The sequence below is a fragment of the Priestia sp. YIM B13491 genome, assembly GCF_042787605.1.
GTDB classification, from domain to species: Bacteria; Bacillota; Bacilli; order Bacillales; family Bacillaceae_H; genus Priestia; species Priestia megaterium_E.
Map to the genome: position 1 here is coordinate 21,708 of NZ_JBHZOR010000016.1, position 22,817 is coordinate 44,524.

General features: G+C 37.8%; 25 protein-coding genes. 21 read left to right on the forward strand and 4 right to left on the reverse strand.

What is annotated here, in order from left to right; translation table 11 throughout:
- The first annotated feature begins 3 nt into the window (after nt 1–3).
- From ACFX4E_RS26195 to ACFX4E_RS26230, 8 genes are all read left to right on the forward strand, one after another.
- The gene (locus ACFX4E_RS26195) at nt 4–546 is read left to right on the forward strand and encodes a helix-turn-helix domain-containing protein (protein ID WP_013054985.1); all 543 of its coding nucleotides are present in this window, start codon (nt 4–6) and stop codon (nt 544–546) included.
- A gap of 20 nt (nt 547–566) precedes the next feature.
- On the forward strand, nt 567–1,676 hold the full coding sequence (locus ACFX4E_RS26200) for an ABC transporter ATP-binding protein (RefSeq protein ID WP_028410433.1): 1,110 nt from the start codon (nt 567–569) through the stop codon (nt 1,674–1,676).
- The gene (locus ACFX4E_RS26205) at nt 1,666–2,466 is read left to right on the forward strand and encodes an ABC transporter permease (RefSeq protein ID WP_016762745.1); all 801 of its coding nucleotides are present in this window, start codon (nt 1,666–1,668) and stop codon (nt 2,464–2,466) included. Before ACFX4E_RS26200 ends, ACFX4E_RS26205 begins: the two co-directional genes overlap by 11 nt.
- A 1-nt stretch (nt 2,467) precedes the next feature.
- Complete coding sequence (locus ACFX4E_RS26210; RefSeq protein ID WP_028410434.1) at nt 2,468–3,274, forward strand: ABC transporter permease; 807 nt, start codon at nt 2,468–2,470, stop codon at nt 3,272–3,274.
- Complete coding sequence (locus ACFX4E_RS26215) at nt 3,271–4,344, forward strand: ABC transporter substrate-binding protein (protein ID WP_028410435.1); 1,074 nt, start codon at nt 3,271–3,273, stop codon at nt 4,342–4,344. The genes ACFX4E_RS26210 and ACFX4E_RS26215 overlap by 4 nt, the downstream gene beginning before the upstream one ends.
- A 218-nt stretch (nt 4,345–4,562) precedes the next feature.
- Nucleotides 4,563–5,675 carry an acyltransferase gene (locus ACFX4E_RS26220; protein ID WP_098966897.1) on the forward strand — a complete coding sequence of 371 codons (1,113 nt, stop codon included), beginning with the start codon at nt 4,563–4,565 and terminating at the stop codon, nt 5,673–5,675.
- Between the two features lie 145 nt (nt 5,676–5,820).
- Complete coding sequence (locus tag ACFX4E_RS26225) at nt 5,821–6,498, forward strand: response regulator transcription factor (RefSeq protein WP_028410436.1); 678 nt, start codon at nt 5,821–5,823, stop codon at nt 6,496–6,498.
- Nucleotides 6,491–7,726: a sensor histidine kinase gene (locus ACFX4E_RS26230; RefSeq protein ID WP_060745930.1), complete on the forward strand. Its 1,236-nt coding sequence runs from the start codon at nt 6,491–6,493 to the stop codon at nt 7,724–7,726. The genes ACFX4E_RS26225 and ACFX4E_RS26230 overlap by 8 nt, the downstream gene beginning before the upstream one ends.
- 17 nt (nt 7,727–7,743) lie before the next feature.
- Here the strand turns inward: ACFX4E_RS26230 and ACFX4E_RS26235 are convergent, their stop codons facing one another.
- Genes ACFX4E_RS26235 through ACFX4E_RS26245 form a run of 3 tightly spaced genes read right to left on the reverse strand, consistent with a single transcriptional unit; the run spans nt 7,744 to nt 10,071 of the window.
- Nucleotides 7,744–8,631 carry an RnfABCDGE type electron transport complex subunit D gene (locus tag ACFX4E_RS26235; RefSeq protein WP_060745931.1) on the reverse strand — a complete coding sequence of 296 codons (888 nt, stop codon included), beginning with the start codon at nt 8,629–8,631 and terminating at the stop codon, nt 7,744–7,746.
- Complete coding sequence (locus ACFX4E_RS26240) at nt 8,615–9,547, reverse strand: FAD:protein FMN transferase (RefSeq protein WP_102814021.1); 933 nt, start codon at nt 9,545–9,547, stop codon at nt 8,615–8,617. The genes ACFX4E_RS26235 and ACFX4E_RS26240 overlap by 17 nt, the downstream gene beginning before the upstream one ends.
- Before the next feature lie 11 nt (nt 9,548–9,558).
- Nucleotides 9,559–10,071 carry an FMN-binding protein gene (locus ACFX4E_RS26245; RefSeq protein ID WP_330534327.1) on the reverse strand — a complete coding sequence of 171 codons (513 nt, stop codon included), beginning with the start codon at nt 10,069–10,071 and terminating at the stop codon, nt 9,559–9,561.
- Nucleotides 10,072–10,377: 306 nt separating this feature from the next.
- Here ACFX4E_RS26245 and ACFX4E_RS26250 point away from each other — a divergent pair, with 306 nt between their 5' ends.
- The 4 genes from ACFX4E_RS26250 to uvsE all read left to right on the forward strand — a co-directional run bounded on the left by ACFX4E_RS26250 (nt 10,378) and on the right by uvsE (nt 15,714).
- A complete protein-coding gene (locus ACFX4E_RS26250) occupies nt 10,378–11,460 on the forward strand; it encodes a D-alanine--D-alanine ligase (protein WP_028410441.1) in 1,083 nt (360 codons plus the stop codon).
- A 96-nt stretch (nt 11,461–11,556) separates the two neighbouring features.
- Entirely contained in the window at nt 11,557–12,939 is a 1,383-nt protein-coding gene (locus tag ACFX4E_RS26255; RefSeq protein ID WP_377238975.1) for a UDP-N-acetylmuramoyl-tripeptide--D-alanyl-D-alanine ligase, read from the forward strand.
- A 196-nt stretch (nt 12,940–13,135) separates the two neighbouring features.
- The gene (gene cshA / locus ACFX4E_RS26260) at nt 13,136–14,647 is read left to right on the forward strand and encodes a degradosome RNA helicase CshA (RefSeq protein ID WP_016762753.1); all 1,512 of its coding nucleotides are present in this window, start codon (nt 13,136–13,138) and stop codon (nt 14,645–14,647) included.
- Between the two features lie 95 nt (nt 14,648–14,742).
- Entirely contained in the window at nt 14,743–15,714 is a 972-nt protein-coding gene (gene uvsE / locus ACFX4E_RS26265) for a UV DNA damage repair endonuclease UvsE (RefSeq protein ID WP_028410443.1), read from the forward strand.
- Nucleotides 15,715–15,722: 8 nt separating this feature from the next.
- Here the strand turns inward: uvsE and ACFX4E_RS26270 are convergent, their stop codons facing one another.
- The gene (locus ACFX4E_RS26270) at nt 15,723–16,325 is read right to left on the reverse strand and encodes a rhomboid family intramembrane serine protease (protein WP_377238973.1); all 603 of its coding nucleotides are present in this window, start codon (nt 16,323–16,325) and stop codon (nt 15,723–15,725) included.
- Between the two features lie 64 nt (nt 16,326–16,389).
- Between ACFX4E_RS26270 and acpS the strand changes: the two genes are divergently transcribed.
- The 9 genes from acpS (at nt 16,390) to ACFX4E_RS26315 (ending at nt 22,795) form a co-directional block, all read left to right on the forward strand.
- A complete protein-coding gene (acpS, locus tag ACFX4E_RS26275) occupies nt 16,390–16,755 on the forward strand; it encodes a holo-ACP synthase (RefSeq protein ID WP_025753519.1) in 366 nt (121 codons plus the stop codon).
- A gap of 112 nt (nt 16,756–16,867) precedes the next feature.
- Nucleotides 16,868–17,872: a LolA family protein gene (locus ACFX4E_RS26280; RefSeq protein ID WP_025753518.1), complete on the forward strand. Its 1,005-nt coding sequence runs from the start codon at nt 16,868–16,870 to the stop codon at nt 17,870–17,872.
- A 143-nt stretch (nt 17,873–18,015) separates the two neighbouring features.
- Nucleotides 18,016–19,176: an alanine racemase gene (alr, locus tag ACFX4E_RS26285; protein WP_434063773.1), complete on the forward strand. Its 1,161-nt coding sequence runs from the start codon at nt 18,016–18,018 to the stop codon at nt 19,174–19,176.
- A 200-nt stretch (nt 19,177–19,376) separates the two neighbouring features.
- Nucleotides 19,377–19,658, forward strand: coding sequence for a CopG family ribbon-helix-helix protein (locus tag ACFX4E_RS26290; protein ID WP_013055003.1), 282 nt, complete (start codon nt 19,377–19,379; stop codon nt 19,656–19,658).
- Between the two features lie 4 nt (nt 19,659–19,662).
- Entirely contained in the window at nt 19,663–20,013 is a 351-nt protein-coding gene (gene ndoA / locus ACFX4E_RS26295) for a type II toxin-antitoxin system endoribonuclease NdoA (RefSeq protein WP_013055004.1), read from the forward strand.
- 157 nt (nt 20,014–20,170) lie between these two features.
- Nucleotides 20,171–21,007: an RsbT co-antagonist protein RsbRA gene (locus ACFX4E_RS26300; RefSeq protein ID WP_013055005.1), complete on the forward strand. Its 837-nt coding sequence runs from the start codon at nt 20,171–20,173 to the stop codon at nt 21,005–21,007.
- Nucleotides 21,008–21,009: 2 nt separating this feature from the next.
- Nucleotides 21,010–21,366, forward strand: a complete 357-nt coding sequence (locus ACFX4E_RS26305; RefSeq protein WP_013055006.1) for an STAS domain-containing protein — start codon at nt 21,010–21,012, stop codon at nt 21,364–21,366.
- Nucleotides 21,367–21,369: 3 nt separating this feature from the next.
- Nucleotides 21,370–21,771 carry an anti-sigma regulatory factor gene (locus tag ACFX4E_RS26310; protein ID WP_013055007.1) on the forward strand — a complete coding sequence of 134 codons (402 nt, stop codon included), beginning with the start codon at nt 21,370–21,372 and terminating at the stop codon, nt 21,769–21,771.
- A gap of 13 nt (nt 21,772–21,784) precedes the next feature.
- Nucleotides 21,785–22,795 carry a PP2C family protein-serine/threonine phosphatase gene (locus ACFX4E_RS26315; protein ID WP_013055008.1) on the forward strand — a complete coding sequence of 337 codons (1,011 nt, stop codon included), beginning with the start codon at nt 21,785–21,787 and terminating at the stop codon, nt 22,793–22,795.
- The last annotated feature ends 22 nt before the right edge of the window (nt 22,796–22,817 follow it).

Below are 22,817 nucleotides of genomic sequence, written 5' to 3' on the forward strand. Positions count from 1 at the left end.
AGTATGGAAATAGGAAAGAAAATTAAAAATTTACGATTAAAAAAAGGTTTAACACAAGAAGAGCTAGGAGAACGTACTGATTTAAGTAAAGGCTATATTTCGCAGCTAGAGCGCGATTTAAGTTCACCGTCTTTAGAAACATTTTTTAGTATTTTGGAAGTGCTAGGGTGCGAACCGAAAGAATTCTTCGAAATTGATACGCATGTTCAAAAGGTTGTATACAGAGAGGAAGACTACACGAGTTATTGCGAAGATGAAAAAGGTTACCATATTCAGTGGCTTGTGCATGAATCAAATGAAAAAGAAATGGAGCCCATTCGTCTTATTCTTCATGAAAAAGGCGCATTTAAGAGATTTGAGCCTTCCCTTTCAGAAACGTTTGGCTACATTTTGCGCGGGTGTGTGAAGGTAAAGCTTGGAGGCAGAATATATGAAGCCAAACAAGGAGAAACCATCTATTTTCAAGCTTCTGAAGAACATCAGATTTTAAATGCTCATGACGGAATAACAGAGTTAATTATCGTGGCGACAGAGTCTTATTTATAGAACAAAAGAGGTGAAGTGAAATGACATCTACGAATACAATTATTCAATTTGAAAATGTGACCAAGCAATATGATAATGATTCAGTTGTATTGGATCATGTAAGCTTTGAAATTGAAAAAGGGAAATTTTATACCCTCTTAGGTCCATCGGGATGTGGAAAGACAACGATTTTACGATTAATTGCAGGCTTTACGGAAGCCTCAAGCGGAACGATTTATTTTAATGGGAAAAGAATTAATGATGTCCCGGCTAACAAACGACAGGTTAATACGGTTTTTCAAGACTACGCGCTTTTCCCCCATCTGAATGTATTTGAAAATGTAGCATTCGGTCTTCGAATCAAGAAGATGAAAAATGCTGATATTGCAATAAAAGTTAAAGAAGCCCTTCGTTTTGTTAACTTAGAAGGATATGAAAACAGAGAAATAAAGGAAATGTCGGGCGGCCAAAGACAGCGTGTAGCAATTGCACGAGCAATTGTAAACCAGCCCGAAGTCATTTTGCTGGACGAGCCGCTTTCAGCTCTTGATCTAAAATTGCGTACAGAAATGCAATACGAGTTAAGAGAATTACAGCGTCGTCTAGGTATTACGTTCATTTTTGTTACGCACGATCAAGAAGAAGCGCTTGCGATGTCCGATGAAATCTTTGTTTTGAATAAAGGAAGAATTCAGCAGAGCGGGGAACCTACAGATATTTATGATGAGCCAATTAATCGTTTTGTTGCCGATTTTATTGGTGAATCAAATATTGTACCAGGTAAAATGATTGCTGACTTTTTAGTGGAGTTTGGCGGCCAGCAATTTGAATGTGTCGATCAAGGATTAAACCAAAATGAGCAGGTTGAAATTGTGATTCGCCCTGAAGATTTAGCCATTACAAGCTCCGATCAAGGAAAGCTGCAGGTTCGTGTAGATTCACAGCTGTTCAGAGGAGTCCATTATGAAATTTTAGGCTATGACCATGCAGGGAATGAGTGGCTCGTTCACTCTACGAAAAAGGCAACGGTTGGGGAAGAAATTGGTTTATATTTTGAACCTGAGGCTATTCATGTTATGCGATTTAACGAAACGGAAGAAGAATTCGATAAGCGACTCGAAGGTTATGAAGAGGATTACGATGCAAACTAAATCAAGAAATATTTACTTAGTCCCGTATGTGTTATGGATTTTGCTTTTTGTAGTTGCTCCCATTGTATTAGTTGTCTATTATTCTTTTTTCAACATCGATAATGAGCTGACGCTTGAAAACTATAAGAAATTTTTTACTCCGGTTTATTTACAGATGACGCTGAGTTCATTTTGGTATGCCTTTTTAATTACGTTATTTTCCTTGGTTTTTTCTTATCCTACAGCTTATTTACTAACGAAGCTTAAGCACAAGCAGCTTTGGCTTCTACTGATTATTTTACCGACGTGGATTAACTTATTATTAAAAGCTTATGCTTTTTTAGGTATATTTGGCACGTATGGTACGGTTAATAAGTTTACTGAATTTCTAGGACTTGGTACTCATCAAATTTTATTTACTGACTTTAGTTTTGTATTTGTATCGGTGTATATTTTTATCCCCTTTATGATTTTGCCCATCTTTAACTCTTTGGAAGAACTTAATCCCTCGCTTATCTACGCTTCGCGAGACTTGGGGGCATCTTCATGGGTGACATTTAAACGCGTGGTATTTCCGCTAACGCTAGAAGGGGTTAAATCAGGTTGTCAGGCTGTTTTTATCCCAGCACTATCCCTCTTTATGATTACGCGTTTAATTGCTGGAAACCGCGTCATTACACTGGGAACAGCGATTGAACAACATTTTTTAGTGACGCAGGATTGGGGCATGGGCGCCACCATAGCCGTCTTTTTAATTATTGCGATGGCCGTTATGATGCTCATAACAGGCACTGGAAAGAGAGGTGTGTAAAATGAAGAGAAAGTGGAAGTTCAGCCACCTTTATTTATTTCTTGTATTTTTCATTTTATACGCGCCCATTTTTTATTTAATGTATTACTCTTTTAACAGCGGAGGAAACATGCGTGAATTTGAAGGGTTTACGTTAGATTGGTACAAAGAAGTGTTTCAAGACACGCGTTTGCTTATTATTGTTTTGAATACTCTTATTATTGCTCTACTGTCTTCGGGTATTTCAACTATTATTGGCGTGATAGGGGCACTTGCTATCGTATACGTGAAGCGCAGACGTGTTCAAAATACGCTGTTAACATTTAATAATGTGTTAATTGTGAGTCCAGATGTTATTATTGGCGCATCTTTTTTAATTCTATTTACCATTATCGGTGTAAAGCTCGGATTTATATCGGTATTATTAGCGCATATTGCATTCAGTGTACCGATCGTGGTCATCATGGTTCTGCCTAAGCTGCAGGAAATGAGTCCGACACTGCTTGATGCAGCCCGTGATTTGGGCGCAAGCCGCTTTGAAGTACTTTCAAAAGTGGTATTGCCATTTATTCGTCCGGGTATCTTTGCAGGCTTTTTTATGGCTTTAACTTACTCTTTGGATGATTTTGCGGTTACGTTCTTTGTGACCGGGAACGGTTTTTCTACGCTTTCAGTAGAAATTTATTCGTTAGCAAGAAGAGGGGTCTCGTTGAAAATCAATGCTCTTTCTACTCTTATTTTCATGTTTACCGTGCTGATTGTAATTGGTTATTACTTTATCAGTCAGCGATATAGCAATAAAGTGAAAGGGGTGGCGACTGGAAAATGAAGCAATTAGCAAAGCCGTTTATCTTCATCGTCATCCTTTCTTTCGTTCTTATGTATGTGGTTCATCATTTGAACAATGCCGAAGGATACTCTGGAGGAGATACGCTGACCGTCTATAATTGGGGAGATTATATTGATCCTGATTTAGTGAATCAGTTTGAAAAAGAAACCGGAATTAAAGTCATTTATCAGACCTTTGATTCGAATGAAGCAATGATGACAAAAATTGAACAAGGCGGTACGACATTTGATATTGCTGTGCCTTCTGAGTACGCGATTAGCAAGATGCGTGAAGAAAATTTGCTATTGCCAATTGATCATTCGAAGCTGCCTAATTTAAAATACATTAATCCGCGTTTTTTAGACTTATCCTTTGATCCTGGCAATCAGTACTCTATTCCTTATTTTTGGGGAACTGTGGGTATTGTGTATAACTCTGATATGATTCATGGCAAGAAGATAAAAAGCTGGAATGATTTATGGGATCCTAAGCTGAAAAATCAAATTTTACTTGCAGATGGCGCTAGAGAAGTGATGGGAATGGGGCTAAACAGCTTAAATTATTCATTAAATGATACGAATAAAGCCCATCTTCAAGAAGCAAAAAGAAAGCTTGATACATTAACACCAAATGTAAAAGCTATTGTAGGAGATGAGATTAAGATGCTCCTAGCAAATGAAGAAGCGGCAATTGGCGTTGTTTGGTCAGGCGATGCTTCTGAGATTATGAGTGAAAACGATAAGCTGAATTACGTTGTTCCAGAAGAAGGTTCGAATTTATGGTTTGATAACATGGTTATTCCAAAAACGGCTAAAAACGTAGAAGGCGCACATAAATTCATGAATTTTATGCTGGATCCTAAACACGCTGCTCAAAATGCGGAATATGTAGGATATTCTACGCCTAATAAAAAAGCGTTAGAATATTTGCCGAAAGAAGTAGCGGAAGATGAACGTTTTTACCCAGAGGAAGAACTAACAAAAAAGCTTGAGGTATATAATAACTTAGGCAAACGAATGCTTGCTTATTACAATGAATTATTTTTGGAATTTAAAATGCACCGTAAATAAAAGGAACTTAATTAGGTCTTTGTACTCAAGTTCTTTATTGTTTTTGTAAATTCAGTTGCGTCATAGCAAGAGGAAAGATAAAATACAAACGAGTAAAGCTAATAACATTTATTTTATGTTATTAGCTTTTTTATTTGTAAAACGGGAAAGATAAGAAAAAATTGAATGTTCTATTATTCATCCAGAATTTATATTTCACATTATATAGGAGAGAAAAAGTGAAGCAAAAACAAAAGCAGCATATTCAATCCATTTATTTTCTACGGTTATTCGCTATGATGATGGTTGTGCTCGTACATGTAACAGCAGCATATGCAACGGTACTGCCATTTGCAAGCGAAGCTTATCAGAAATATCATTTTCTTAACCGAATTGTTCGAATTGAAGCAGGGATCTTTATTGTGATTACAGGTTTGGTTTTCTTTTATAGTTATATTAACAAGCCTTTAACAAAGACTTTATGGAAAACGTATTATGCTCGAAGAGTGACATATATTTTGGTTCCCTATATTGTTTGGGCACTTATTTATGAATTTTATTCGTACTATGTAGGAGCAACAGAATTAAATGCAGCTGATATTGTGAAACGTATTTTACGCGGAGAGTCCTACTATCAGCTTCATTTTATCTTTTTAATTGTACAAGTTTATCTCGTGCTGCCGGTTTTTGTATGGCTAGCACAAAAAGTAACCATTTTTAAAAAATACATGTGGCTGTTTGGCATTATCATTCAGCTTGGTTATTTAATGCTTAACAATACGTATCATATCACTTCATTTAATTTGTTTTTAAATACAATGGCTACGTTTTTACTTGGCGGTTGGATTGGCATTTATTATCGCGAACAAGTGGATAAAAAGTACAGTCGTTCGAATAGTGTATTATTTCTGGTGACGCTCGGAGCGGGAATAGCTATTTCACTGTTAAATTATCACTTGTACACAATGAAGACAATCCAAATTTCAGGCTTTACGTATGAGGCTGTTAATACGCTTTATTTGGTCGCTGGAAGTTATTTCTTCTTCCGAATTGCAGAGATATTAGCTGAAAAGCTTTCTGTGAAGTCCGTGACGATTGTTAAAAATATTGCCATGTACTCGTTTGGATTTTACTTGATTCACCCGATGGTTTTAAACTTTGTGGCAAAAGCAGTACCAATACAAGGAAACTACATGTTTCACATTGAAATTTTGGCACGCTATATTCTAACATTAGCAGGCTGTTACCTCATCATTTGGGGATGTCATCGTCTTTTACCGTTTGCTAGCTTTTTGTTTGGTAAACTGCCAAAAGAAGCGGTGTTCATTTACCGACGTCCTGATCATAAATAGCGTTTAGTTAAAAGTTATGTCTGCTTGCAGGCATAACTTTTTTTATAAAGTATAAGAGATGATAACACGCTAGTTTTAAAATATTTTTAAAAGTGACATGCTAAGATAATGCTTACTTAGGTACTCACAAAAGGGGGAATTTGATATGCGTGTACTTGTGGTAGAAGACGATGCTTCATTATTACACGGTATCGTAGAAGGCTTAAAAGAAGAAGGATATGAAGTTGATTGTGCGTCTGAAGGAGATGAAGGTTTGTTTTTAGCAGAGCAGAATATTTATGATGCTTTGATTCTAGATATTATGCTGCCGGGTATGACAGGACTTGACATACTAAAAAAGCTAAGAAAACAAAAGGTGCTGACGAAAGTTATTTTTCTCACTGCAAAGGATAGTGTAGAAGATCGAGTGAAAGGACTCGATTATGGAGCTGATGATTATTTGGTTAAGCCTTTTGCCATGGCTGAACTTTTTGCGAGGTTAAGGGTGATGCTCAGAGACTTGCAGGCAGAAGAAGGCATGATTTCATATGGTCCCATTTCTATACGAGAAGACAATCATGAAGTTATGATAAATGGGAGTGCCCTAACGTTAACGATTAAAGAATTTCAGCTTTTGGAATACTTTATTCGAAATAAAGAACAAATCCTTATTCGAGATCAAATTTTTAATCGCGTATGGGGATTTACATCTGACGTAGGAGTGGGTGTAGTAGACGTCTATGTTCACCATTTAAGAAAGAAGCTTCAGCCTTTTAATTGTGACGGTTATGTACGTACAGTGAGAGGCGTAGGCTTTATGTTAAAAGGGGAAGAGCATGTTTAAAAAGACGAGAATCAGGCTTGTGTTATTTAACACAATCGTGCTGATGGTTATTTTGAGCATTTTTAGTTTAGTTTTATATTTTTATATGCAGCATGTTATTTTTTCAAATCCAGACAATCGGTTAAGTGAGATGAGTGAGCAAGTAAAAAAAAGAAATTTACATGAGATTCAGGAAAATAATGAGAGAGAAACAGAAAGACGGGTTGCGTTTTTACTTTGGAGCGGTGATAAAAAACTAATCAAAATCACACCTAAAAAAGGGTTATATACAAACGATATTGACGACTTTAAGCCTGCGCTCTCAGAAGGAAAAGCCCAAACGTCGCAAGAGGTAAACGGTCATGCTTATCGAGTGATGAATGTGAAAAACGAAGGGTATATAAAAGATCAAGACGTTTCAACGATTCAACTTGTCTTAAACGTAGATCCAGAAACTCAAACCTTAGAGCACCTTGCTTTTCTTCTTATCATTTCAGCGTTTATCGGACTGCTTCTTTCGCTTGTGGCTGGCTTGTTTTTAGCTAATCGAGCGCTTGTACCTATACAAAAGTCGTGGAACAAACAGGTCGAATTTATTGCAGATGCTTCCCATGAGTTAAGAACGCCTCTTTCCGTGATGCAAACGCATCTCGAGCTATTGTTTAGACGACCAAATCATACGATCGAGCAAGAAAGCGAAAATATTTATCAAAGCTTAAACGAAGTGAAGCGGATGACGAAGCTGGTGGGTAACTTACTAACACTGGCTAGATCTGATTCAAGTGCGCAGCTGCTAAACAAAACGGTCTTTAATATGGGCGAGCTGGTTGATAAAGTAGCTAATCAATTTGAGCCCATATTTGAACTAAAGGAGCTGCACTTCACAAGGGAAATTGAATCGTTAATGTGCGGAGGAGATCAAGAACGACTTCATCAGCTATGTATGATTTTATTAGATAACGCTTTTAAATACACGCCCTCTGGAGAAAGCATTCACATCAGTCTAAAGAAATATCATCACTCTATGACGTTAATCGTTAGAGACACAGGCGTTGGCATTGAAGCGAAAGACCTTCGATATGTGTTTGATCGCTTTTATCGAAGTGATAAGAGCCGAGCACGTGCCGAAGGAGGGTCAGGTTTAGGTCTCGCGATTGCTAAATGGATTGTACAAGCTCATGACGGAGAAATTAAGGTTTTTAGCCAAAAAAACGTGGGTACGGAATTTCATGTGAAAATTCCGCTATGAAAAAAAGCTGCCTATCATCAGGCAGCTTTTTTCATCACTTTTTTGGTGGCGGTCTTCCACGCTTTCCATGCATTAGCAAGTAACAGGCCAATTAATAAATAGGCAAGGCCGCCAAAAACTAAGTAATCTATAGCGCTAATCGCCCCCGCAAGCAGCCCAAATTTTATTTGGTCTTTATACTTGGCAGGAGAAGTTGGCGGATCCGTCACCATGAAGAAGGCTAAAAATAAAGCGGAATTAACAAAAGGAGCTCGTAAAGCATCTGCTACATCGCCTACTCCTATTAATGACATAATCGTGAAAATAGCAAAATACACGCCCAAAAACGCAAATACTTGAGGGAATTTATTTACCTTGCTCGTCACAAGGTACCCCGTCACAAACACGAATACAATGAGCCATACGGGTAGTAAAGATAAGCTTCCCCACCAGCTTTGGCCGCTTGAAAAGACAATAAGTGAAAAGAGAAGACCAAAAGCAGCAGGGTTAAAAATAGGCTTCTTTTTTACTTTTACGAAGTGCTTCGATAAAATCGCAACAGCTACAGTGCAAAATGTGACCCAAGCAGGTGTAGAGGTGCTGAGTACTAAGGCAATAATTAATCCAGTAATAATTCCGCCGTCAGGAAGCTGAATTTTCTTTTTATAAGCAAAAGAAAATCCTAAATCTAAGGCGGCCGCCGAGCATACGGCAAGCAGTAGGTGTCCTAATCCTTGAAAGGCAGAAGAGTTGAATTCACCTAATAAAGTTAAAAGCAGAAGCATAGCGATTACATATCTTTTAGGGGTTTTAACTAGCTGCGCCCAAAGACTTATTTCTTTTGGTTTGTTTTCATCTACAATAATATAACCTTTTGGTGTACTGATATATTTAACACCGCTTCTTCGTTCAGAACGTGTGGTCATAATTTATTAATTCCTCCATATCTGATGTAAAAAAAGGAGTGAAACTAGAGTCGAAGAGCACGCCACGTATGTCGGCATCATTCAATAAATTTACTCCTTTTTCCGCTCCTAAAATAAAAGCTGACGTAGATAATGCATCGGCCAGCATGGCAGAAGGAGCAATAGCTGTGCAACTCAACAGACTGCTTCGAGTGGATGGAGATAAGGGATTAACCAAATGATGCGTTGATGGATGTGTCTTATTTTTTCTAGCATAATTTCCTGATGTGCAGACAGCCGTATCTGTTACACGTAAAGTCAGTAGTGATTGCGTTTGAATCACAGGGTGCTGAATCCCGACTTTCCACAACTCTCCGTGTTGATTGCGTCCTTTAACTAGGATGTCTCCTCCTGCATTAATCATAAAATGCTGATAAGGAAGGGAGCGGGCAGCCAAATCAATCGCCAACCCTTTGGCGACCGCTCCAAGATCTATAATCATCGGTTTTTGTAAACAAACCGTTTTTTTATGTGTATCCAATACGATGTCTTTATAACTTCCAGAGTCGACTGCTTCGTTCACTTGTACGGGTTTTCCATATAAGTAATGTTCATTAAAACCGCGGTTTTCTAATTGCTTTCCTACCGTTGGGTCAAAGATTCCATGCGTTTCATTTGCTACTAAGATAGCAAAATGAAGGGCTTCAAATAATAGAGGACTAACAGAAACAGGCTCTTTGACATGTCTAATTAGTTTCATCACTTCGCTTGTGGCATCAAATCGACTGCATGTCGTTTCAACGGTTTTAAAAATAGTAAATGCCTTTGAGATATGGTGAAGGACATTTGCTTCTTCTGATTGGGGAGCAATTACTTGAATGGAGACGGTTGTTCCCATACATAAGACAGAGCGGCTATACGTTTTTATGGACATCATTCGTTTCTCCTTTATGCATTCACTGCTTGCTGAAGTGCGTCGTCCACGGCATTTTGAAAATCTTCTGTACTAAGCGTTGCTCCGCTCACGACGTCGACATCTGAGCTTTGTCTTTGTACGACTTGAGCCGGAAGGCCCTCAATGTAACTTTGAGAATAGTGAGTATCCGCTTGTGTAATTTCAACTGTATCAATTCGGTCGTTTTTAATGGTCACGGATACGTAGACAGTTCCGATACGGTTGCTTCCTTGGCCAGAATACGTTCCATCTTTGTATTTTGTTTTAGGAGCAGAACTTTCGGCACTCGCTGATGACTGTTTCTTATTAGAGGAAGCAACATCTTCTCCCCAGCTGTCATTGACAATCGTTTGATTGTCTGTTTGATCCGTCCTTTTCTTCTGATGATGAGCCGGGGTGACTTGAACAGCTTGTGCATCAGATAGAGTGTTTATATAACCAGTTGCATAAATACTTCCAATGGCTACGCTGCATGCAGCAATCATCGTTTTTCCCATTTTACTCATGTTTGTTGAACCTCCTGATTTATACCAGAACTATAGTTTCGATTATTGATGGTGATCTTTAGCCTAAATAAACTTTACAAATAAACTTTACAAATAAACTTTTAAAAAAGATTTAAAATCAAAAAAGTTTTTTTAAAAATAAATAATCCAAGTGAAAAGGTCATTTTAAATAATGAAAGGAGAAGCTGGAATTTCTTTCACAAGCCTAGCTATTTTGACATACGTAATAATAGTTAATATTTCTGTTTACTATCTAAACGTGCATGATAAAATAGAAAAGATGAATATGTGTTAGGAGGAACATCAGTGAAAATTAAGCTTGGCCTTTTATACGGAGGAAAATCCGCTGAACATAAAGTATCTTTACAAACAGCTCTAGCAGTTTCAAAAGCAATTAATCACGATAAATATGAAGTGCATCCAATTTACATTACAGAAACAGGAAAGTGGATTCGCGGCACACAGCTGACTGGTCCGCTTGAAACAGTTGCTCAATTAGAAATTCAAGATAACGGAACAGCTATTTCACCAGTTTCATTGAATACAGAAATGTTTGCATTAACAGATTCAAAAACAGATGATCAGCTAGATGTTATTTTCCCACTTCTTCATGGTCCAAATGGAGAAGATGGTACGGTACAAGGATTATTAGAATTATTAAATATTCCTTATGTTGGAAACGGTGTATTAGCTTCAGCAGCTGGTATGGATAAAGTTGTAATGAAGCAGCTGTTTGCACAGGCAGGTCTGCCTCAAGTAGAGTACGTATCATTTATCCGCCGCGAGTGGGAAGCAGATCGAACGGCTGCTTATGAAAAAGTAGAAGCACTTGGATACCCTTGCTTTGTTAAACCGGCAAACTTAGGTTCAAGCGTTGGGATTAGCAAATGTGATAACCGCGAAGAGCTAGAAGCGGCATTTGTTGAAGCTTTCTTATTCGATCGGAAAATCATTGTAGAAGCAGCAGCAGTTGGCCGTGAAGTTGAAATTGGTGTGTTAGGGAATGATGAAGCAGCTTGTTCAGTAGTTGGAGAAATTTTACCTAAAAAAGCGTTTTACGATTACAAAGCCAAATATGAAGACGGCGATACAGGTCTTATTATTCCAGCTGAAATTACAGAAGAACAGCATCAAGAAATGTCAGCACTAGCAATCAAAGCATTTAAAGCAATTGATGGATCTGGTCTTGTACGTGCAGATTTCTTCTTAACATCAGAAGGTAAATTCATTATTAATGAAGTGAATACGATGCCTGGTTTTACACCTTTCAGTATGTTCCCGTTATTGTGGAAACACGCAGGTGTTGAATATCCAGATTTAATTGAAAAACTTGTATCACTAGCAATTGAACGTCATACCGAAAAGCAGCAAATTAAACACACAATGTAACTCACACAACACTATTCATCATGAATAGTGTTTCTGTGTTTAGTTTCAATTAATGTTATCCATAGTTTACTTTATATCGAGAGGAGCAAACCAACAATGATTAAACGTACGCTTACACAGCTAGCTGCAATGATTCCAGGAATTGTATTCCATAGGGGGAACGAAGCAGCTGTAATTGAGGGAGTCTCAATTGATACGAGAACCATTCAGCAAGGTAATTTATATATCCCAATTAAAGGGGAACGTTTTAACGGGCATACATTTGTTCATAAAGCAATTGAAAACGGAGCGGTCGCTACACTGTGGAACAAAGATGAAGAAAATCCACCGACAGACATTAGTGTTATTTTAGTCGATGATACGCTAGAAGCTCTTCAGCAATTAGCGAAATCCTATCGTCATGAGTTGGATATTAAAGTAGTGGGCATTACAGGAAGTAACGGAAAAACAACGGCAAAAGACATGGTGAAAGCTGTGCTTGATACAACTTACCGTGTTCTGAAAACAGATGGAAACTTTAATAATCATATTGGCATGCCGCTTACTATTTTGCGTTTAGATGAAACTCATGATATTGCAGTTTTAGAAATGGGCATGAGCAGCCGAGGGGAAATTGAGTTTCTTTCTAATTTAGCGGAGCCTGATGTGGCCATTATTACAAATATCGGAGAATCGCACCTTCAAGACTTAGGAAGCCGCGATGGAATTGCGGAGGCGAAATTAGAAATTACAAGCGGTTTAGCGCCAACAGGTCAGCTTGTCTATAATGGTGATGAGCCACTTTTAACATCACGCGTAGTTAATCCAGTATTTGAAACGGTGACATTTGGCAGCTCAGAACAAAACGATTTATATCCAAGTGCTATTTCAGCTGAAGAGTTAGGCACCACATTCACTGTTTCACGTGAAACAACATATTCGTTCTTTATCCCGGTATTAGGTAAACATAATGTTCACAATGCGCTTTCTGCTATTGCGGTAGGTCATTATTTTGGACTAGACAATGAAACAATCGCTAAGGGATTAAAAGAATTAAAGCTAACCAATATGCGTATGGAGCTCGTGAAACGAACAGATGGCCTGACCTTCATTAATGATGCATATAATGCAAGCCCAACGTCCGTTAAAGCTGCTATCACGCTGATGCATGATTTAGAAGGCTATAAGCAAAAAATTCTTGTTCTCGGGGATATGCTTGAATTAGGCGATCAGGAAAAAGAGTTCCACAAAGAAGTGGGAGAGTTTATTCAAGCAGAAAAAATTGATTATGTTCTAACATACGGCCCCTTATCTGTTGAAATTGAGCAAGGAGCAAAAAATAATTTTGCAGAAGATAAGGTAATGCACTTTGAGGAGAAAGATGAGCTTGTTAAAAAATTAACAGCGATTACAACAAGAGAAGATGTGGTTTTAGTGAAAGCATCTCGAGGGATGAAGCTTGAGGAAGTTATCTCAAAAATGATGCATAAATTACCGTGATATTAAAAAGAGTATAAGTAAGCTCTATTGCAAACGGAAAGCCATAGTGTTATGATGTAGTCTGAGTGTCTTGAGGCGCTTATACTCTAAACGTTGAATTTATTGAAGTAGTCGTTTAGAGCATTTTCCGTTTCCTCGGAGAATGCTTTTTTTTGTAAAATATAGATAGTCTAAATATAAAAGGAGTTTGAAAAACTTGGCATTATTTCAAGATTTAGGATTAAGTCAACAGCTTAATAAAGCTGTGAGTAAAATGGGTTTTGAAGAAGCAACACCAATTCAATCAGAAACTATCCCATTAGCACTAGAAGGTCACGATTTGATCGGACAAGCACAAACAGGAACAGGGAAAACAGCGGCATTTGGTATTCCTCTTATTGAAAAAGTTGATGTAAACGTAGATGCAATTCAAGGGTTAATTATTGCTCCTACTCGTGAACTTGCTGTACAGGTATCTGAAGAACTTTACAAAATTGGTCAAACAAAGCGCGTACGCGTGCTATCAATTTACGGTGGTCAAGATATCAGTCGTCAAATTCGTGCATTGAAAAAGCACCCTCATATCATCGTAGGGACACCAGGGCGTATGCTAGATCATATTAATCGTCGTACACTTCGTCTACAAGATGTTCATACAGTTATTTTAGATGAAGCAGATGAAATGTTAAACATGGGATTCATCGAAGACATTGAAAAAATCTTATCAAACGTACCTGAGAACCACCAAACACTTTTATTCTCAGCAACAATGCCTACTCCAATCCGTCGCATTGCTGAAAAATTCATGAACGAACCAAAAGTGGTAAAAGTACAAGCAAAAGAAGTAACGATGCCAAACATTACGCAGTATTATTTAGAAGTACAAGAAAAGCGTAAATTTGATATCCTTACTCGTCTTTTAGATATGCAATCACCTGAATTAGCTATCATCTTTGGTCGTACAAAGCGCCGTGTTGATGAGTTATCAGAAGCATTAAATATGCGTGGTTATTCTGCACAAGGTATCCATGGTGACTTGACGCAGTCGAAACGTCTATCTGTACTACGTCAATTTAAAGAAGGTTCTATTGATGTATTAGTTGCAACGGACGTAGCTGCACGCGGACTTGATATTTCTGGTGTTACTCATGTATACAACTTTGATATCCCTCAAGATCCAGAGAGCTATGTACACCGTATCGGACGTACAGGACGTGCTGGTAAAATGGGTGCTGCTATGACATTTGTAACGCCAAGAGAAACTGGACAGTTACACAATATTGAGCGTACAACAAAACGTAAAATGGAGCGTCTTACTCCTCCAACGCTTGATGAAGCAATGGAAGGTCAACAGCGTATTGCAGCTGACAAATTAACAGAATCTGTGACACAAGGCAACTTATCTTACTACAAACAGTTGGCAGAAGAGTTACTTGAAGAGCACGATTCAGTTTCATTAGTGGCAGCAGCAATCAAATTATTTACAAAAGAACCAAACGAATCACCAATTCAATTAACTGCTGAACCACCGGTAATTGCAAAAGGTGATAAAAACAAACGTGGAAATGGCGGAGGGCGTTCACGTTCTAACTCTAAAAACTACTCACAGCAAAATCGTCGTGGAAACTCAAAGCGTTTTGGTGACAAGCGTCGCGGTGGAAGCAACGGCAGTGATAATAGAAATCGCAATAGCAGCAGTAATCGTAAAGATTCTCGCAGCAAAGCGTAAAATAAAAACGAGCCTTAACAGGCTCGTTTTTTTTATGTGTTAATTGCTATTTTATTGGTGCACACTATGAGTAAAATAAAATGGGGTGTTCACTGATGTCGACCATTGTTCGGTTAGGTTATGTGGCGATGAGCGTTCATTTGGAAAATAGTTCTCCTTCTCAAACAATGACTTTTGCACAATTTCAGCGTGTGAAAGACCATGAAGCGGCCATTCGCAAGCTCGAACGTATTGCAATATCCAACTTAGAAAACTGCTTACGGTTATTAAAACACAATGCGTGGAGTGAAATTGAGTTTTTTCGATTCAGTTCTAAGTTAATTCCATTAGCTAACCATGAGGCGCTAAAAGAGTGGAACTACATAGCTCCTTTAAAAGATGCTCTTCAGCGTATTTCTGTATTTTTGAAGGAACATCCAATGCGAGTAGATTTTCACCCGGATCATTTTGTTGTTTTAAACTCAACGGATAAAGAGGTTTTTAAGCATTCTATCCAAACTCTTCGCATGCATCAAAAATTGCTGAAAGGAATGGATATTCCGCTTCAAAATCGCTGTGTTTTACATGTTGGAGGAGCTTATAATGATAAAGAAAAAGCACTGGAGCAGTTTATTCATAATTGGGGGCTTGTACCTCAATCCCTTCAGCAAATGATTATGTTAGAAAACGACGATACAACCTTTCATATAAAGGACGTCTTGTATTTATGTGAAAAACTAAATGTCCCAATCATTTTTGATCTTCATCATCATCAGGCAAACAACGATGAAACTTCATGGCAAGAGCATTGGGACCGTATCATTAGAACGTGGGAACAGGAAACGCTTCCTCTAAAAATGCATATATCTAGTCCTAAAAGTGATAAAGAATTTAGAGCCCATGCAGATTATATCGATGTTAATGGGTTTTACAGCTTTTTAAAAGAAGTAAATGGAACGATACCGCAAATTGATTGCATGATTGAAGCTAAGAAAAAAGATGAAGCGCTCTTTCAGTTAGTAAGAGACTTGAAGTCTTATGAAGATGTGGAATTTATTAACTCATCCACTTTTTATATTAAATCTTAAAGCAGGCCTCATATCTGTGGCTTGTTTTTCTGTTTGAACGCGAGAAAAGCGAGAAGAAATCCAGCAATACCTCCAACGAAATGAGCTGTGTTGTTGGTTCCTGGCGTTAGCAGACCTGAAAGTAATCCAATAATTAAAAAGACGACAATGATTTGCTGGTTACTTTTAGAAAGCATGTGCTTTTGTTTTATTACAAGGTAGAGGTAAAACCCAAGCAGCCCGAAAATGGCACCGGATGCACCCACATGGCTGTAGAAAGAAGATTGGATTAGAAATGTAACGATATTTCCAAGCAATCCACACGTAAGGTAGAATAGAAGAAACTTATAAGAAGAAAGAATACGCTCAGCACCTGGCCCTAACAAGAACAATGAAAATGAGTTAAATAGAAAGTGTGAAAAGCTTAGATGCAAAAAGATAGGTGTGAAAAGTCGCCAGTAGTCTCCTTGAGAAATTAAGCTATTCACACCAATAAGCTGATGTATAAAAGATTCTGCAAGGTGTGAGGGAAGAGCGGCAAGTAACCATAGCGCAATGTGGATGCAGATAAGCGTGAAGGTAACAGGATAAAAACGTTTAAATTCAGCTGCATTTTCTGTGCGTACGAACATATTTGTCACTCCTTTTTATAAAGGCATTTTTATATACTATTCTGTAAGAGAGGATTAAATGAAAATGATTATAGGAACTGGAATTGATATTACAGAGTTAGAGCGGATTGAAAAAATGGTGCAGCGTCAAAGTGCTTTTGTTACTCGGATTTTAACAAAAAATGAAAAAGAGCGCTATGAAAAGCTATCAAGCCGACGTAAGGTCGAATTTTTAGCAGGAAGATTTGCTGTGAAGGAAGCATATTCGAAAGCTCTTGGAACAGGAATAGGAAAAGATTTCAGCTTCCAAGATATCGAAATTGTGAATGATGAAAGAGGAAAACCCCACATTGTTACAAAACAACCGCTGGACGCGTCTGTACACGTATCTATTTCCCACAGTGCGCACTATGCGATTGCTCAAGTAATTATTGAACGCTTGTCAAGCTAGTCTGCATATTCACTATTTCTTGTTCATATATTCATAGTGTGGATAGGGGAGACAAGATACGTTCTTGCTTCTCCGTTTAGCTGTGAATATACGAAATAAAGGAGTTGGGGAAATGCATAAAAAATGGATTGGCTTATTTGTTTGCGCCTTTTTTCTCTTAGCCTTATCAGCATGCGGTGAAAAAAGTCAGCAGGATGTAACAGATGCATTGGATGCCAAGGTACAAGAAATGGCGGGTTATAAATCAGATGCTAAGATGACATTAAATACAGGGAAAGATGCTCAAGTATACGATGTAGAGATTTGGCATAGTAAGCCTATGTATTATCGAGTGAATTTGAAAAATACAAAGAAAGATCAAAGCCAAATGATTTTGCGTAATGATGAAGGGGTTTTTGTTTTAACGCCCGCCTTAAATAAAAGCTTTCGTTTTCAAAGTGACTGGCCGCAAAATAGCAGTCAAGCTTATTTGTATGAATCCCTTGTCCAAGATATTGTGAAGGATGAAAAAGCAAGTTTTAAATCAACGGATAAGCATTATATTTTTGAAACAAAAACCAACTATCAAAATAGCACGATGCTTCCTAAACAAGAAATTACGCTGAACAAAAGTGACTTAGCGCCTGTTTCGGTTAAAATTATGGATACGGATAATAAAGTGTTAATAAAAGTTGATTTCTCTAAGGTGAAATTCGATTCTAAGTTTGATAAAGGGGCTTTTGATACAAAAAGAAACATGACAAGTGCAAAGATTGACGTTCCAACATTAGCTCAGCAGAAATCATTTAGCGTCCTTTATCCTAAGGATGTTCCAAAAGGTACAAAGCTGTCCAAGGAAAAGAAAATTGAGACAGAAAATGGCGAGAGAGTCGTTTTAATGTACAAAGGAGAAAAGCCGTTTACGCTTGTACAAGAAAAAGCGCAAGTAGCTAAAACAGCAACATCTACAGTTACTGCCGGAGAGCCCTTTGATTTAGGTTTTACTGTGGGAGCTTTAACGGATAAAAGTCTATCTTGGACATATAATGGAGTAGACTTTATGCTGGCTTCTGATCAGCTAACACCAGATGAATTGAGTACAGTTGCTAGATCTGTGCAAAGTCAGATGGGAAAATAAGAGAAGCTTACAAGCCTGCATATATGTAGGCTTGTTCTTGCTTAATTTGAATAAAGATCGAGATGAAGTTTGGCTATAGATGTATTATACTAACAGAGGAAAGTACGTTTAGAATGGTTCTGAAAAAAGGAAGTGTCGTAGTAATGGATGCATTTTATAGAGAAACATGGGCAGAAATTGATGTAGAAGCCATTTTTCAAAATGTGAATCATGTAAGAGAACTGATACCGAGGCATAAAACGTTAATGGCCGTAGTGAAGGCGAATGCGTACGGGCATGGAGATAAAGAAGTAGCAGAGATTGCGCTTCAAGCTGGGGCTGATATGCTAGCTGTAGCTTTTTTGGATGAAGCTATTGCTCTTCGGAAAAAAGGAATAAAGGAATCCATTTTAGTATTAGGCGCCGTGCCTACCCTACACATTCAAACTGCATTGGAGTGGGATATAACAGTCACTGCTTATAGCAAAGCTTGGATTGAAGAAGCGGCGTCCATTCTAGGTGAAAACAGTCAGCTGCATATGCATTTAAAAATAGATACAGGCATGGGTCGCTTGGGAGTTAGAACAAAAGAAGAATTACACGAAACGATGAAAATCATCGCTTCTCATTCGGGATTCGTGCTGGATGGAGTGTTTACACACTTTGCAACAGCAGACGAGCTAAACTCATCTTATTTTGAAGAACAATACACATTCTTTGAAGAAATGGTTCGAATTGTGAAAGAATATAATTTTACACCTCCGATGATTCACTGTGCAAATAGCGCAGCCTTGCTTCGTCGTCCGAAAGATATCTTTAATGGCGTACGCTTAGGTATCTCTATGTATGGCTTGAGTCCTTCTGAGGAATTAAAAGAAGTCTTGCCAATTCCGTTAAAACAGGCTTTTTCACTGCACAGCCGTATCGTGCATGTTAAAAAAGTCAAAAAAGGGAGTCATATCAGTTACGGAGCTACTTATGAAGCGAAAGAAGATGAATGGATTGCTACTATCCCAGTAGGATACGCAGACGGCTGGATTCGTAAATTAAGTAATTTTGAAGTATTAGTAGATGGATTTAAAGTGCCAATTGTTGGTAGAATCTGCATGGACCAATTGATGATTAAATTACCTAAAATGTATAAAATGGGTACAAGAGTAACATTTATTGGAAAACAAAAAGATGCTGAAATTACAATTGATGAAGTAGCGAAGCATCTTGAAACAATTAATTATGAAATCCCTTGCATGATTGCAGCAAGGGTTCCGAGGGTTTATACAAGAGATTTGCAGCATATTGATGTTAATAATTATATCTTGCGCTGAATATACATCTTCCTGAGTCAACATAAAAAGTCTGCGAACAAAAGACAATAAAATAATAACTTCCATGCATAAAAGAGGGTATCAATTGACGATAATAGTGTAGAAATTGACAGAATTAACTTTCCATTAAAGCTAATCAATGTTATGATAAGGAAAGATGAGACTATTGGTGTGTGTATTGATGTTGGAGGTGTATGTTTGTGTCTGAAGCGAGCGCAACTACAGAAATCCTAGTAAGATTACCGAAAAATTTAGTATCGGAGCTCGATCTTATGGTTAAACAAGAAAATGGCAACCGAAGTGATTTTATTCACCAAGCAACAAAATTGTACCTTCGTGAGCGAAAAAAACGCCATATTCGCGAATCAATGAGACGTGGATATATGGAGATGGCAAAGATAAACTTAAATATTGCTTCCGAGGCTTTTCTAGCAGAGTATGAAGCTGATCATACTGTGGATCGTTTAGTAAGCGGGGGGTAATGACTTGGTAGTCAAACGTGGCGACGTTTATTTTGCTGACCTATCTCCTGTTGTTGGCTCAGAACAAGGAGGCGTTCGCCCTGTACTTGTCATTCAAAATGATATAGGCAATCGTTTTAGCCCAACTGTTATTGTAGCTGCGATCACTGCTCAAATTCAAAAGGCAAAGTTACCTACGCATGTTGAAATTGATGCAAAGCGCTATGGATTTGAGCGAGATTCAGTTATTTTACTAGAACAAATTCGTACTATTGATAAACAGAGGCTAACAGACAAGATTACCCATTTAGATGATGAAATGATGGACAGAGTGGATGAAGCCTTGCAAATCAGTGTAGGACTTATCGACTTTTAGAATTATACTTCCATTTATGCTAAGTTGCTCCTTTATGAGCAACTTTTTTAATTTGACTAGGAATAATCAGTAAACGTATATTGTAATAAGAAACCTTTTAAAAATGATAATATATATATAGATATAAATGAGTGTATTGACTCACAAGGAGGACCTCATGAATCAAGATTTATTCAATTATATACAAAATCATAAATCAGAAATTTTTGATCGATGGCTAGTGTTAATGAATGATGTGGAAACAGAGCGCATTAAAAACATTGTATCCGAGCAAGTGTACGTAAATGTAAGCTCTGATTTTGTAAATTTACTTTTGGCAAAAGCATTCCGTGATCAGGAAAATTTTGCAGAGGAACTAGAGGAAGTAGTAGGACGAGTTGTGAGTTTAGGATGGCCTCTTGCTTATTTAACACAGGGTGTACGTAACTTGGGTCACGTAGTGGTCGAAGGGTATGTAAACAGTGAACATGTAAAGGCTGACCAAACTCATTCTGAATTATTCTATCGGTTTGACAAATGGTTAAGCCCTATTTATAACAAAATAGTAGAACAATACTCCAACTCGTGGGAAAATACAGTTATGTTGCAAAAAGTTGCACTTCAAGAATTGTCTGCTCCATTAATACCGGTATTTGATAAAATTACAGTAATGCCGCTTGTAGGAACAATTGACACTGATCGCGCAAAGAAAATTATGGAAAATTTATTGCAAGGTGTCGTAAAGCACCGATCAGAGGTCGTATTAATAGATATTACCGGAGTACCAGTAGTGGATACGATGGTTGCCCATCATATTATTCAAGCTGCTGAAGCCGTACGTTTGGTTGGAGCCAAGTGTTTGTTAGTAGGAATTCGTCCGGAAATTGCTCAGACTATTGTGAACTTAGGTATTAACTTAAACGAAATTATTACGAAAAATTCATTAAAAAAAGGCGTAGAGTTTGCGTTAGAAATGACTGAGCGGAAAATAGTTGATATAGAATCGGAGGAATAAACGTGAGAATACCCATTTTGAAATTGTACGACTATTTATTGGTATCCATTCAATGGGAGCTGGATGATCAAACGGCTATTCAATTCCAAGAAGATTTGCTAAGTAAAATTCATCAAACTGGAGCAAAAGGAGTGGTAATCGATTTAACTTCAATTGATATGATCGATTCATTCATCGCAAAAGTTTTAGGTGACGTGGTTAGCATGTCTAATTTGATGGGGGCTAGAGTAGTATTAACAGGTATCCAGCCTGCAGTAGCTATTACACTTGTTGAGTTAGGGATTGGCCTAAATGATGTTCTTACTGCACTCGATTTAGAAAAAGGTCTTGAGAAACTCCAATCGGAATTGGGGGATTAGTATATGGAATTCCAATCCAGCGTAAAAATCGTAACAGAATGGGACATCGTAGCGGCACGCCAATTAGGTAGAAATGTGTCGAAAGAGCTAGGGTTTGGAACAGTTGACCAAGCTCGTATTACAACCGCCATTTCTGAATTAGCTCGTAATATTTACCTATATGCGGGTAAGGGTCAAATCTATATTGAGAAATTAAATCGTGGAGGAAAAAACGGTCTTCTTGTCGTAGCAACAGATGAAGGGCCAGGTATCCCCGACGTTCGCAAAGTAATGGAAGATGGATACTCAACATCGGGTGGACTAGGAGCTGGGCTTCCTGGGGTAAAACGATTGATGGATGAGTTTGACATCGAAACAAATGTCGGAGAAGGTACTGAGATTAAAGCAGTTAAGTGGCTCCGGTAGGAGGAAATAGATAATGTCTTTTGATAAAGAGATGAGAGATTTATACAAAGATATTTTGGGGAACTATATCCAAACACAAAATGAACAAATTTTGTATCAAGGACAAAAACTAAGTAGAAAATCTTTAGAGAATGAAATATCGCCAGAAGATATTGTGAGCATTCATAAAGAAGTGATTGAAGAAATTTATTCTGATATTCCAGAAAAAGTGCTGCATTCTCTGGACTTTTTACTTGAGGTAATGATTAGCTACGGTCTTGCTCTTCGTGAGCATCAAACATTAAAAAATAAGCAGCGGGAACTTCGTTCTGAAATTGAAGTTGCCGCTAACGTCCAGCAGACGCTGTTGGGGACAAAGGTTCCGGCTAGTTCAACTTTAGAAATTGGCGCGATTAGCGTACCGGCTAAACAGATGAACGGAGATTATTTTCACTTTGTAGAAGAAGAGCACGGCGGGTTAAGTATTGCCATTGCCGATGTGATCGGAAAAGGAATTCCAGCTGCAATGTGTATGTCTATGATCAAGTATGCAATGGACAGCTTACCGGACTCAAGAAAAAATCCAAGTTATGTATTAGAGAACTTGAACAATATTGTAGAGCGAAACGTAGATCCAAGTATGTTTATTACGATGTTCTACGGAAGCTATAATCCCGAGACAAACTTATTTGATTATGCATCTGCAGGGCATGAACCAGGTTTTTATTATGATGCCAAAGCTGATTCATTTGAAGATTTGGAAGCAAAAGGACTCGTGCTAGGAGTCGATCGCCATGTGAAATATCTTCAGTACGAGCAGCAGCTTTCAAAAGGCGATATGATTGTTCTGTTAACAGATGGCGTAACAGAATGCAGAACCGAAGAAGGATTTATTGAAAGATTGGACATCATAAAATTAATTCGAAAATACATGCATTTGTCTCCTCAAGAAATTGTAGAATCTGTATATAAAGAGCTGGAAAAATTACAGCATTTTCAATTGAGGGATGACTTTACATTGATTATTTTGAAGAGTTTAGTTTAAGTATTCTAAATAAGGGTACAGA

Coding starts and splice junctions, on each gene's coding strand:
- ACFX4E_RS26195 (WP_013054985.1), top strand. CDS start 4: ATGGAAATAGGAAAGAAAATTAAAAATTTACGATTAAAAAAAGGTTTA.
- ACFX4E_RS26200 (WP_028410433.1), top strand. CDS start 567: ATGACATCTACGAATACAATTATTCAATTTGAAAATGTGACCAAGCAA.
- ACFX4E_RS26205 (WP_016762745.1), top strand. CDS start 1,666: ATGCAAACTAAATCAAGAAATATTTACTTAGTCCCGTATGTGTTATGG.
- ACFX4E_RS26210 (WP_028410434.1), top strand. CDS start 2,468: ATGAAGAGAAAGTGGAAGTTCAGCCACCTTTATTTATTTCTTGTATTT.
- ACFX4E_RS26215 (WP_028410435.1), top strand. CDS start 3,271: ATGAAGCAATTAGCAAAGCCGTTTATCTTCATCGTCATCCTTTCTTTC.
- ACFX4E_RS26225 (WP_028410436.1), top strand. CDS start 5,821: ATGCGTGTACTTGTGGTAGAAGACGATGCTTCATTATTACACGGTATC.
- ACFX4E_RS26230 (WP_060745930.1), top strand. CDS start 6,491: ATGTTTAAAAAGACGAGAATCAGGCTTGTGTTATTTAACACAATCGTG.
- ACFX4E_RS26235 (WP_060745931.1), bottom strand. CDS start 8,631: ATGACCACACGTTCTGAACGAAGAAGCGGTGTTAAATATATCAGTACA.
- ACFX4E_RS26240 (WP_102814021.1), bottom strand. CDS start 9,547: ATGATGTCCATAAAAACGTATAGCCGCTCTGTCTTATGTATGGGAACA.
- ACFX4E_RS26245 (WP_330534327.1), bottom strand. CDS start 10,071: ATGAGTAAAATGGGAAAAACGATGATTGCTGCATGCAGCGTAGCCATT.
- ACFX4E_RS26255 (WP_377238975.1), top strand. CDS start 11,557: ATGATTAAACGTACGCTTACACAGCTAGCTGCAATGATTCCAGGAATT.
- uvsE (WP_028410443.1), top strand. CDS start 14,743: ATGTCGACCATTGTTCGGTTAGGTTATGTGGCGATGAGCGTTCATTTG.
- ACFX4E_RS26270 (WP_377238973.1), bottom strand. CDS start 16,325: ATGTTCGTACGCACAGAAAATGCAGCTGAATTTAAACGTTTTTATCCT.
- acpS (WP_025753519.1), top strand. CDS start 16,390: ATGATTATAGGAACTGGAATTGATATTACAGAGTTAGAGCGGATTGAA.
- ACFX4E_RS26280 (WP_025753518.1), top strand. CDS start 16,868: ATGCATAAAAAATGGATTGGCTTATTTGTTTGCGCCTTTTTTCTCTTA.
- alr (WP_434063773.1), top strand. CDS start 18,016: ATGGATGCATTTTATAGAGAAACATGGGCAGAAATTGATGTAGAAGCC.
- ACFX4E_RS26300 (WP_013055005.1), top strand. CDS start 20,171: ATGAATCAAGATTTATTCAATTATATACAAAATCATAAATCAGAAATT.
- ACFX4E_RS26310 (WP_013055007.1), top strand. CDS start 21,370: ATGGAATTCCAATCCAGCGTAAAAATCGTAACAGAATGGGACATCGTA.
- ACFX4E_RS26315 (WP_013055008.1), top strand. CDS start 21,785: ATGTCTTTTGATAAAGAGATGAGAGATTTATACAAAGATATTTTGGGG.